14 protein-coding genes are annotated in these 12432 nt (G+C 31.4%); all 14 read left to right on the top strand.

What is annotated here, in order from left to right:
* Window positions 1-804: DUF3990 domain-containing protein (locus tag ACI32A_RS09590; protein WP_439754838.1), on the top strand; the 804-nt coding region annotated here is incomplete at its 5' end.
* Window positions 805-819: 15 nt separating this feature from the next.
* Entirely contained in the window at window positions 820-1305 is a 486-nt protein-coding gene (locus tag ACI32A_RS09585; protein WP_439754837.1) for an antitoxin, read from the top strand.
* 127 nt (window positions 1306-1432) lie between these two features.
* Complete coding sequence (locus tag ACI32A_RS09580) at window positions 1433-2572, top strand: glucose-1-phosphate adenylyltransferase (RefSeq protein WP_439754836.1); 1140 nt, start codon at window positions 1433-1435, stop codon at window positions 2570-2572.
* A gap of 4 nt (window positions 2573-2576) precedes the next feature.
* Window positions 2577-3698: a glucose-1-phosphate adenylyltransferase subunit GlgD gene (glgD, locus tag ACI32A_RS09575; protein ID WP_439754835.1), complete on the top strand. Its 1122-nt coding sequence runs from the start codon at window positions 2577-2579 to the stop codon at window positions 3696-3698.
* Complete coding sequence (gene glgA / locus ACI32A_RS09570) at window positions 3698-5149, top strand: glycogen synthase GlgA (protein ID WP_439754834.1); 1452 nt, start codon at window positions 3698-3700, stop codon at window positions 5147-5149. Before glgD ends, glgA begins: the two co-directional genes overlap by 1 nt.
* A gap of 51 nt (window positions 5150-5200) precedes the next feature.
* Window positions 5201-5470 carry an HPr family phosphocarrier protein gene (locus ACI32A_RS09565; RefSeq protein WP_154459032.1) on the top strand — a complete coding sequence of 90 codons (270 nt, stop codon included), beginning with the start codon at window positions 5201-5203 and terminating at the stop codon, window positions 5468-5470.
* Window positions 5471-5584: 114 nt separating this feature from the next.
* Window positions 5585-7288 (top strand): phospho-sugar mutase, encoded by a 1704-nt coding sequence (locus tag ACI32A_RS09560; RefSeq protein WP_439754833.1) that lies wholly within the window; start codon window positions 5585-5587, stop codon window positions 7286-7288.
* A gap of 174 nt (window positions 7289-7462) precedes the next feature.
* Window positions 7463-7852, top strand: a complete 390-nt coding sequence (locus ACI32A_RS09555) for a helix-turn-helix domain-containing protein (RefSeq protein ID WP_439754832.1) — start codon at window positions 7463-7465, stop codon at window positions 7850-7852.
* Between the two features lie 8 nt (window positions 7853-7860).
* Entirely contained in the window at window positions 7861-8448 is a 588-nt protein-coding gene (locus ACI32A_RS09550; protein WP_439754831.1) for a DNA-processing protein DprA, read from the top strand.
* Window positions 8449-8490: 42 nt separating this feature from the next.
* Window positions 8491-8643 carry a hypothetical protein gene (locus ACI32A_RS09545; protein ID WP_439754830.1) on the top strand — a complete coding sequence of 51 codons (153 nt, stop codon included), beginning with the start codon at window positions 8491-8493 and terminating at the stop codon, window positions 8641-8643.
* On the top strand, window positions 8627-8989 hold the full coding sequence (locus ACI32A_RS09540) for a hypothetical protein (RefSeq protein ID WP_439754829.1): 363 nt from the start codon (window positions 8627-8629) through the stop codon (window positions 8987-8989). The genes ACI32A_RS09545 and ACI32A_RS09540 overlap by 17 nt, the downstream gene beginning before the upstream one ends.
* A 36-nt stretch (window positions 8990-9025) precedes the next feature.
* Window positions 9026-9409 (top strand): hypothetical protein, encoded by a 384-nt coding sequence (locus ACI32A_RS09535; protein WP_439754828.1) that lies wholly within the window; start codon window positions 9026-9028, stop codon window positions 9407-9409.
* Window positions 9393-9815, top strand: a complete 423-nt coding sequence (locus ACI32A_RS09530) for a hypothetical protein (protein ID WP_439754827.1) — start codon at window positions 9393-9395, stop codon at window positions 9813-9815. The genes ACI32A_RS09535 and ACI32A_RS09530 overlap by 17 nt, the downstream gene beginning before the upstream one ends.
* 249 nt (window positions 9816-10064) lie before the next feature.
* The gene (locus ACI32A_RS09525; RefSeq protein ID WP_439754826.1) at window positions 10065-12068 is read left to right on the top strand and encodes a hypothetical protein; all 2004 of its coding nucleotides are present in this window, start codon (window positions 10065-10067) and stop codon (window positions 12066-12068) included.
* Window positions 12069-12432: the final 364 nt, after the last annotated feature.

The raw sequence follows: 12432 nt of genomic DNA, 5'->3' as shown, positions 1-12432 counted from the left end.
TATACACAACTTGAAATGGCAGAACAAATAGAAGTGGAACAGGTGACGATATCAAGAAATGAACTTGGGAAAATGAAACCTTCTAAACAATTGATGGAACGTGTATATAATTTGGCTTTTGATAAAAAAATACAAATAAATCGATTAAAAGAAATGTTGTGGATTGAAAAATTAGAAAGGAATCATCAATTATTGTTTCATGGCGCTAAAAGTAGTATTGAAGGTGAAATAAATGTACATGCAGGAAGAATTAATAATGATTTTGGGCAAGGATTTTATACTGGTCAAACTTATGCACAAGCTATTTCATTTGTATCTGGATATGATCATTCATCTGTTTATTTTTTAGATTTCGATTGTAAAAAACTAAAATGTAAAGAATATGAAGTAAATCAAGAATGGATGATGACAATTGCTTATTATCGAGGAGCACTTGATTCATACAAAGAACATGATTATGTAAAAAATATAATAAAAAATTCTAGAACTTGTGATTACATTGTAGCTCCCATTGCAGATAATCGAATGTATAAAATTATCGAATCTTTTATACATGGTGAAATAACAGATCAACAATGTAAACATTGTTTAGCGGCAACAAATTTAGGAAAACAATATGTATTTATAAGTGAAAAAGCAGTTTCTCATTTGAAAATTGTAGAACGTGTATATTTGGCTCAACATGAAAAAGATTACTATAAAGAGATGCGCAGTAATGATTCAAAACTATCAGAGGATAAAGTAAAATTTGCACGTATTCAATTTAGAGGAAAAGGAAAATATATTGATGAAATTTTATGTTAATTACAGGAGAATGTCATGAAAAAAATGGATACAGATGGTTTATTGTTATGTGATATACAAGGACAAGTTTTTGAACTTTCCATTGAAAAAACATCAACTAGTTCTGAAATATTTATTCGAAGGTTTATGAACAGTCAAATTGTGAAATTAATGGACAATGAAAGTATTTTAGATATGACTTTACAAGCCGATGATATTATTCATGAAATAAAAAAAGAATATAATAATTCAGAATATGGTTCTATAAAATATACAAAAAATGAAATGTATTGGATTGGTTATATATATCGATATTTTTCTTATATATATGAATGTTCTTCGAAAAGAGTTTATCGAATTATAAAACCAAAAGAATTACGACAATTATATTTGCCTTATCATACATTGAGTCCAGAACAAACAATTGAGCGTATATTAGAAGCAAAAGACATTGATTTGAATATTGAAAATGATATAAATAAACAATTTGAAATTTATAAAAAAATTAGAGAAGGGCATTGATCTTTTATGAAAATCCCAAATTTTTATTAAATTACTATGAAAACGCATACATTAAAACCTAAAATTCATTTATTTTTCTTATAAAAGTGGTATACTTAAAACAGGTTACAAGTATAGGAGGATGACTATGGAACAAAATAATATGGTCGCCATGATTTTAGCAGGTGGCCGTGGAACGCGTTTATACGATTTAACAAAGAAAAACGCGAAACCAGCTGTTTACTTTGGTGGAAAATATCGTATCATCGACTTTCCATTAAGTAACTGTGCAAACTCTGATATTAACATTGTTGGAGTGTTAACTCAGTATGAGCCAGTTACATTGAATGCCTACGCAGGGCAAGGACAAAGATGGGGACTAGACACTGCCGGTAGTGGTGTATATGTACTTCCACCTAGTGAAAAAGATGGAACAAAATTTGGTGTTTATAAAGGAACAGCTGATGCCATTACACAAAATATTGACTTTCTAGACAATGCCGATCCAGAATATGTATTGATTTTGTCTGGGGATCATATTTACAAAATGGACTATGCAGATATGTTAGCAACACATAAAGCTAACAATGCTGATTTAACAATTGCAGTTATGCCAGTTCCTTGGGAAGAAGCCCCTCGTTTTGGTATCATGAACTGTGATGAAGATGGACGAATTGTTGAATTCGAAGAAAAACCAGCTCAGCCTAAGAGTAATTTAGCGAGTATGGGTATTTATATCTTCAACTGGAAACAATTGAGAAAATCACTTGTTGCGGATATGAATAAAGAAGGAAGCAACCATGACTTTGGTAAAGACATCATTCCGGATTTCTTGAATTCCAATAAGAAATTGTTCTCTTATCGTTTTGAAGGATATTGGAAAGATGTTGGTACTATTGATTCTTTATGGGAAGCCAACATGGATTTATTAAACAAAAATAATGAATTAGATTTAGACGATCCAAACTGGAAAATCTATACAGAAGATATTCCAGCACTTCCTCATTATATTTCTGAAACAGGAAGCGTTAAAAAATGTTACATTAACCAGGGTGCTATCATCAATGGAGATGTTAAAGAATGTGTTATTTCTAATGGTGTAGTAATTGGTGAAGGTGCCGATGTTCAAAAATCTGTATTGATGCCTGGAGTTAAAATTGGAGCCGGTGCTAAAGTATATCGTGCTATTTTAGCTGAAGGCGTTAAAGTAGAAGATGGAGCCGTTGTTGGTTCAATCAATAGTAAAGAAATCGCATTGATTGCCAAAAACGTAAAGAAAGGGGAATAAGAATATGGCAACAGCATTAGGTATTGTTTCATATAATGATTCAACAGTTTATGTGCAGGGGTTACAACAACATCGTCCAATTGCTTCATTCTCTTTCCTGGGTCGTTATCGTTTAGTGGATATTCCAGTTTCAAATATGACAAACTCTGGAATGGATGATATTGAAGTATTTGTGAATGGAAATCCTCGTTCTTTATTTGATCATATTGGAGATGGTCGTCAATATAATATCAATTCTAAACATGGTAGCTTGTCTTTAATTCCTCTTTATAGAGAAGCCGGAATGGGTACTTCTATTTATGTTTCGGATGTTGAAAGTTATTATGACAACATTGACAATATTATCGAAACAAAACATGATTATGTGATTATTGCACCTGTAAACTATGTTTATACAACAAATTATGCTGAATTGTTACAACAACATATTGAAAGTGGAGCAGATATTTCTATGTTGTATAAAACAGTGAATGATGCCAATGAAAAATATATCAACTGTGATACATTGGTATTGAATAAACAAAAAGGTGTAGAAGGAATTGAATTAAATGTGGGTCGTTATAAGAAACGTGATCTTTCTTTATTGACTTATATTATGAAAAAAGATATTTTTGTTTCTTTAATTGAAGAAGCTCGTAAAGTATCGAAAATGTACTGGTTAAAAGACATTATCAATGATAAGTGTTCTGAATTAGATATTCGTGCCATTGCGCATCGTGGAAAAGTATATTGCATCAATGATTTAAAATCTTATTTTGATGCGAATATGGACATTTTATCTTTGGAAAATATGAAAGAATTCTCAGATCCAAAATGGCCTATTTATACAAATACATCGGATACGGCTCCAGTTGTTTATATTGGAGATGGAAATGCACAGCAGTCTTTAATTTCAAATGGATCACAAATTAGTGGTACAGTGAAACATTCTATCGTAGGGCGTTCTTGTAAAATTGGAAAAGGAGCTATCATTGAAAATTGTGTTATCACAGAAGATGTAGAAATTGGTCCAAATGCGATTTTACAAAACGTAATCATTGACAAACATACTAAGATTATTCATAAAAAAGAATTAGTTGGTCAGGATTATGATCCGCTCTATATCGGTAGAAGGGAGAAAATTTAATGGCAACAATTTTAATGGTTGCTTCTGAAGGTTTACCATTTATTAAAACAGGTGGATTGGCAGATGTCATTGGTTCTGTCCCTGCTGCTCTAACAGAACAAGGACATGAAGTGAGTGTTGTCATGCCTTTCTATAAAAAAATTAAAGACAAATATGGTGAAAAATTTAATGATGTTTTCACATTTGAAAAAGGATATACAGTATCCATTTATTATCGTGAAATACCTGTTCGTATTTATTCATCAACTGTAGGAAATGTAAAATTCTATTTTGTAGAACATCAAGGATATTTTGAACGAGATGAATTATATGGATTTAATGATGATGGAGAAAGATTTGGTTATTTCCAGAAAGCTGTTTTGGAAATGTTAAATCAATTGAATTACTGGCCTCAAATCATTCATTGCCACGATTGGCACACAGGAATGATTCCTTGTATGATTAAGGAATGCCATACAGATGACTATCGTTATTCACAAATTAAAACGGTTTTCACGATTCATAACATTGCTTTCCAGGGTAACTTTGATGCTCGTATCTTAGATCCTTGTTGTGGTGTTCCATATTATTTATATGAAAACGGAAGTGTACGTTTTAATACAGGTATTTCGTTTATGAAATCAGCTTTTGTCTATGCTGACAAAATTACAACGGTTTCACCTACATATTCACATGAAATTTTAACGCCTCAATATGGAGAGCACATGGAAGCTGTATTGAATATGCGTAAATATGATTTGTGGGGAATCACAAATGGTATTGATGTTGAATTATGGAATCCAAAAACCGATCCAGATATTTACGAAAACTATGATTTAGTCAATGTAAAAGAAGGAAAGAAAGCCAATAAATTGGGTCTACAAAAGGAATTGGGATTAAAAGAAAATCCAGATGTTCTTTTAGTGGGAGTGGTTTCTCGTTTGACTTGGCAAAAGGGATTTTATTTGATGATGGAACAATTACATGCTTTATGTAAAGCTCCTATTCAATTGGCAATTCTAGGTTCAGGAGAAGCTGAAATTGAAAATAAATTTAGAGATTTAGAAAATGGAAATAAAGGAAAAATCGCATTTTATAAAGGATACAATGAAGCATTGGCACATAAAATTTATGCGGCTTCGGATTTATTCTTAATGCCTTCTTTATTTGAGCCATGTGGTATTTCTCAATTGTGTTCAATGCGATATGGAACACTTCCATTGGTCCGTGAAACAGGTGGATTAAAAGATACAGTCGATGCATACAATGAATTTGAAAAAACAGGGGATGGATTTACATTTGAAAAATATGATTCCGTTGACTTGATGAAGAAAATTAATGATGCTATCGATGTATATTACAACAAACCAGAAGACTGGGATATGCTTGTAAAAAATGCCATCACAAAAGATGTTTCATGGCAAAAGAGTGCTTCTGTTTATACGACAATGTATAAAGAATTACTTGATTAAAGGATTAAAAAAAGTTAAAATATGATTAAAGTTTTTAGGAGGAAATAGATAATGAAACAAATCACTGTAACTGTAATCGATCCAGTTGGTCTTCACGCTCGTCCAGCTACTGTAGCTGTTAACCAGGCTAGCAAATTCCCTAAATGCGATATCAACGTTGCATTCAAAGGACGTGAAGTAAACATGAAATCTATCATGGGTGTTATGTCTTTAGGAATTCCAACTCAATCTGAAATCACAATCAGCTGCTCTGGTGAAGATGAAGACGACGCTATTGCAAAGATTGAAGCTACATTGCGTGAACAAAAAATTATTGCTTAATAATATAAAATGGCCTTTTTAAAAGGCCTTTTTATTTTGGGTTTTAAATTGAAAACGATTTCATTTTTAGCATATAAAGTGGTATACTATAATTGATTTTAGGAGGATAATAAAATGTCTTTAGTTGATGAAAGATATGAAAAATGGGTCAATCATCCAAATTTGGATCCACGCTACAAAGATGATTTGGCCAACATGGATGCAGAAGAAAAAAATGATGCATTCTATGCTTTAATTGAATTTGGTACTGCAGGAATGAGAGGAATCCTGGGGCCAGGAACAAATCGAATTAATATCCATACAATTCGTAAAGCAACACAAGGTTATTCAGACTACATCGTCAATGCAGGTCCTGAAGCTTGTGAAAAAGGAATTGCCATTGGATATGATAACCGTCATATGTCAAGAGAATTAGCTTTTGATTGTGCCAACTTATTAGCCAAAAACAATATTAAATCCTATGTATTTGAATCTTTACGTCCTACTCCAGAACTTAGTTTTGCGGTTCGTCATTTAGGATGTTTTGGTGGAATCATGATTACTGCCAGTCACAATCCAAAAGAATACAACGGATATAAATTATATGATGACAAAGGATGCCAGTTAATTCCTTGTTTAGCATCTCAGGTCATTGATCGTGTAAATGCCATTGAAGATGAATTAGCTATTGATGCGAATTGTTCTCAAGAACAAAAATCATTGATTACAGTGATTGGAAAAGAAGTAGATGAAGAATACTACAAAAATGTATTAAGCATTCAATTAAATCCAGATGTAAATAAAGACATCAAAATTGTATTCTCTCCAGAACACGGAACAGCCAATATTCCTGTTCAGGAAGTCTACAAACGCGCAGGATATACTTGTATTCCAGTTGTAGAACAATGTAGTCCAGATCCTGATTTCTCAAATACGCCAACACCAAACCCAGAACAACCAGGGGCTTATGAATTAGCATTGAAATATGCAAAAGAAAACGATGCAGACGTTATCTTAGTATGTGATCCAGATGCTGACCGTATGGGAGTTGGTGTAAAACACAATGGTGAATATGTTGTAATGACAGGAAATCAGTCAGGGGCTGTATTAATTGAATATATTTTATCGCAATTACAAGCACAAAACAAAATGCCTGAAAACCCAGTCATGTTTAATACAGTTGTTACAAGTGACTTAGGAGAAAAGACAGCAGCTAATTATGGCGTTGAAACTGAAAAAACATTAACTGGATTCAAGTTCATTGGTGAAAAAGTTGCTAAATATGAAGTCACTCATGAAAAGAATTATGTATTTGGATATGAAGAATCTTATGGTTCCTTAATTTGTCCATTTGTACGTGATAAAGACGCCCCTCAAGCTTGTTTAATGTTAGCTGAAGCAGCTGCATTCTACAAAGCACAAGGAAAAGATTTATGTGATGTATTAGATGGATTGTATGAAAGAAATGGAACATATGAAGAAAGCCAGGTTGCGATTTCTTTAAGTGGGGAAGCAGGTGCTAAACGTATTAAACAAATCTTAGCCGATTTAAGAGCAAATGCACCAAAAGAAATTGGTGGAACACCTGTTGTTAAGTCAGAAGACTACAAAGAATGTACAATCAAAGAAGGCGACACAGTAACAGAATTAACTGGATTCACAAAATCTGATGTATTGAAGTATTACTTAGAAGATGGAAGCTGGATTGCAGCTCGTCCTTCTGGTACAGAACCTAAAATTAAATTCTATTATTGTATTAAAGGAAATTCAAAAGAAGATGCACATGCTAAGACTTTGAATTATCAGAAAGCTATTGCTGAATTGACAGGTACAAATTAATTCTTAACTTTGAAGAAAAAATATAACGAATAAATCAAGAGCATTGGTAAATTCACTTACTGATGCTCTTGATTTTTTGGTTATACAAAAATTGAGATCAGATTCTATAATTATTTATCTGTACTTGATAATTATCAAGTGCAATAGAAAAATTTCAATTAGGAGAATATTCATATGAGAATTAAAAGGGAAGAAATCGTAAAATTAATGGAAGATGTCTATACTGCTAAAGAAGCTGCAGAATATCTTAATATTTCAACACAACGCCCGAATCAGTTAGTACATGAAAATAGAATTACGCCTATAAAAGCAACAAAATCAGTGACTCTTTTTTTGAAGGAAGATTTGGATAATAGAGGCATTTCCAATTTTTCAAATAAATCAAATTTAGACAATGGATTGTTTGATATTGATACTACATTAGTAAGAGATGCAATCTTATATTATACAATTCAGCAGTATTTTAATAACAATGATAAGAGGACTACAAAATTTATTGAAGAATTAATATCTATTTATGGATTTGATTATAGAGCGGATTACAAAGAAATATTCCTTTTTTAGCTTCTCATTTGAAAATTACTGACAAAGAATTTTATTCAAAATATACATTTGTTAAAAATAGTTTCCAAAAACTAACAGATGAGGTTATCTTAATAAAAAAAGGAGAAAGTAATTATCCAAAATTATTAGCTAAGACAGATGAAGCGCCTCCATATTTATTTGCAAAAGGTGATTTAAATTTATTAGATCAAAAGTCCGTATGTGTGGTAGGAAGGCGAAATGCTACTTCAGCTTCAATGAAAAATACAGAAAGATTGGTAAAATCTTTAATTAAAAGAAATATAGTAGTTAATGCTGGATTAGCAAAAGGAATCGATACTGCAACACATATAACAGCATTAGAAAATGGTGGAAAAACCATTGCGGTTATTGGAACTCCAATTAATCAATATTATCCTAAAGAAAATAGATTGCTACAACAAAGAATAGAAAAAGAAGGATTAGTTATTTCTCAATTTCCTCCATGTAATGCAATTCAAAGATGGAATTTTCCAACTCGTAATGGTGTAATGAGTGGGCTAGCTTTAGCTACTGTTATCATGGAAGCAGGGAAAACAAGCGGTGCATTAAAACAGGCAGATTACTCTTTAAAGTAAAATAGAGATGTATTAATACCGCAAGCTGCAGTTGAAAATACAATGATTAGCCGGCCAAAAAAATATCTTGAAAGAGGAGCAAAAAAATTTTCTTCCCTAAAAGAAATATTAATGATTTTAAATACAAATACAGTTTTAAAAGATGCGTTTAGTAATCTTGAAGAGGAAGAGTTAATAGATGTGGAAGTGGACTGATGGAAACAATATTAAATGTATAATACTAGATGCTGACTCATTAAAACATGATTTTATGAAATTTGATTTTTCTTCTATTAATGATGACTTTACTACTTATAAAGTTATAAAATCAGGTATTACGCAGATTGGTGAGGCTGTTGAAGAAGAGAATGGAGTCATCAAATATTTTGATAATAGTGAATTATTGAAATATGTTTTTCGTAAAAATATTGAATCAACAATGTTAATTGTAGTGAGTGATGATATCACTTTGATTAATGAATTTATCAATTTACGAATAGGAACAGTTTATACATCAAATTTAAATAAATCGAAGTTAAAAAGTATACCGGATTTTTGTTGAAGAACATTTGATGAATTTGCAAAATTATTAAATGGAATGTTACGTGGATATAGTGCAGAACAATTAATTGCTTCTAGCGATGGAACGAATACGAGGTTGATAAAATGTAATGTAGGATTGCCTTGTGGTAAGGAATTTCAACTTGTTTCAGGAGGAAGATATTATCCATCTAACAAAGAGTTTTATTCTCAGGACTTATTAAGCAATGCCTTATTAAAATTTAAAAAAGATCATTCTATTCTTAGTGATAGATACTATAGTAAAGCAATTATGGCTGTGCATAAACATCTTCAATCTGTTGATTTTGTTACTTTTGTACCAGAGAAACCGATGGATATTTTACAGAAAAGATTTTATAGATTTCACTCGTTAAATTTTGGATTCACTTCAAGAAGGTATTCATGTGGAAGATTTATTTGAATGTAACAAGGATTTTGTTCAGAAAGAAAACAATACAGTGCAAAGAGTAGAAGTTGTAAAGAAAGCCTTTGAATTAAAAAGTAATATAGATATAAAAGAAAAACATATTGTTATATTAGATGATTTATATACAACTGGATCGACTACTTCTGCTTTAGCTGAATTATTGTATGAAGGATCTGCAGAATTAGGGAAAGCTTCATTGGTTACAGTAATTACTTTGGCAATAAATCAACCGATATACAATCCATTTATGAATTACAAATATCTAAAATGTCCTAAATGTGGAAAAGATATGAAACCTTGGTTCACTTTGGAAAATCAAGGAGCGATTTTTGGCTGTTCATCGTATCCTAATTGTAATGGTACAGTAGTTGTAGCAGATGGATTAAAAAAAGATTATTGAGAACAACAAATTTGAAATCTCAGAAATTGATGATTTTGAAGATTTATATTAGAAATAGAGATGACACATTTTCATTACTGGTACCCTTTTTTTAGTAATGAAACTGTCAAAGTTTATGAAAAATGTTTGAGGATATCGAAAGATATCCTTTTTAAATGGATAATAATTACATTAAAATGGACAAAAGTGTAAACTGCCTTGTGAATAAAAATGAAAGAATTATAATTTATAAAGACAAGGAGGATACATATGAAAGGGAAAATAACAGCATTTGTCTTATCAGGTACATTAGTCGTTTCTGGAATCAGTCAAATAGTTTTAGCCGATGAAAATGGTGTAAATGATCCAATTATACAAAATGAACCTGAAACAAAATCAGAAGAAGGAACTACTTCAACAGAACTAGATTCAACATCAAGTGAGCAAACAAAAACGGATGAAAATGGTACCACAAATCAGGTATCAAATGATTTGGAAAATGAAGAAGATGACAACAAAATCGAATTATTGGATTTAGAAGAAGCCGTCGCAAAAATTGGTGAAACCGAATACGATGATATTGATGAATGTATCAGTGCAGCGCAATCTGGTGATACTATTGTTTTATTAAAAGATGTAGCACCATCAAAAACTTTCTATAAGGATTTAACATTTACTGGTGGGCATACTATTTCTTATAACGTTTATGGATGGCGTTATAAAGGAAATCTTACATTTGATAATGCCTCTTTTGTATTGAAATCAGATGCAAGTTCTGCAGCAGCCAATAATGGAGAAACTGGTAGATGGTTTTCTATGGTATTAAGCGGTTCTTTAAATGTCACAAATGGAGGAACAATTTCATTTGATTTTGACAGTACAAGTGGGACAACATGTGCTATTTATACTGAAACCGCAAAAATTAATGTAACAAACGGTTCTCATTTTAAAATTACAGGACACAATACAAAAGGAAAAACCGGAGAAGGTATTCAATTAGGGTCTACAGCCAATACAACAATTAATGTATCTGGAGGATCGGATTTCTTAATTGATGGAGCCAATCGTGGATATGTAAACAGTCCAACAATTAATGTTGAAAATGCAAAATTTACAGTTCAAAACTGTACGGCAAATGGAAGCAATGGAGGAGCATTTACCGCAACAAATGCAAAAATTAATTTCATAAACAATAATGGACACGGTTTATCGGCTACGACATTGGATTTAAATAATTCAAAAGTATATACAAATAAAAATGCCTATTATGGAACAACTGTTAGTTCAAAATTAGATATTGATTCAACTTCTTTATTAGAAAGCAATGAAAATGGAACTGGCTATACAGGTGGTGGATTGCGTTTATCTTCTTCCAATGCAACAGGAACAATACATCAAGGCGCTACAGTGTCTATTAAATATAATGTTCGAAATGGATTGGAAAACTATGGGTCATTAACATTTGAAGAACTCACAAACGTAACAATTATGAATAACTACGAACCAAATAATGGTGGTGGAGTTTATAATGGAGCAAGTGGGAATTTAACACTCCCATCCAATGCACAAATCTATAATAACCACGCTGATAAAGCAGGAGATGACATATATAGTAAAGGAATTATTTCATTTAGCAATGTAGGAAGTAATTGGATTTTAGATGACTGCAACGATTTAATTGATGATTGGTATTATGATGGATATGCAATCCTTGATGAAGAAGAATACACAGATCGCTGGAATGTCGATGGAGAATATAAGTTTATTCAACACTACAATGCATCAAACAAACATGAGATTTTAGCTTTGAAAGCTGCACATACACTTAACTATAAAGTAACAGTGAACTACTTAGAAAAAGGAACAAATAAAGTATTAAAAGATGCGGTAGTGAATGATGCAATAGAATACGGTACTTCCTTTGATGCAACTGAATATGATAAAGTTGACATTAAAGACTACAAATATGTAGAAACTGAAGTATTATCACAAGGAAGTGATTATGAACATGATCAAATCATTGCTGCATTAAGCTTAAATGAAGATCAAATTGAAGAAGAGACAGAAAATCCATTGGTTTTTGATTTTATGAATGAAAATATAGTCATTAATGTATATTATCAAAAAGATGTAAAACCAGAAGTTCCAAAAAAAGATTCAAATAAAAAATCAACTTCAACTAGCGTACAAACCAATGCGAAATTATATGCATCTACAGCTGTTTCTGCTTTATCTTTAGCTGGTATTTTAACTATTCTAAAAAAACGTAAATAAATAATATAATTTCTATAAAAGAAGATAGCCATTCTATCTTCCTTTTCTTTGTCATTTTGTTTTCATAATTAAATTCTTTGTAAATAATGAATGATATGATGTAAAAAATAACCATAAATACGATTTCTAAATATGATAAGATGTATTTACCAAATAAGACAGAATAATATAAAAGCTGCGGGAAATATTATACATCAAATCAATATTATAGGAGGATTTTTAAATGAATAAAAATACTACACAATGCCCGCGGCACACAATGAACAGTTTCTACAAGCTATCAAACGATTTAGACCCTTTGATGATACCTTTATGCGTATCCTGTTTAAAAACAACAAGAAACTATTAGAAAAGATATTGAATA

This window comes from Floccifex sp., assembly GCF_051873555.1.
In the GTDB taxonomy this organism is placed as follows: Bacteria; Bacillota_I; Bacilli_A; order Erysipelotrichales; family Erysipelotrichaceae; genus Floccifex.
This window is presented reverse-complemented; position numbering and strand designations above follow the sequence as displayed.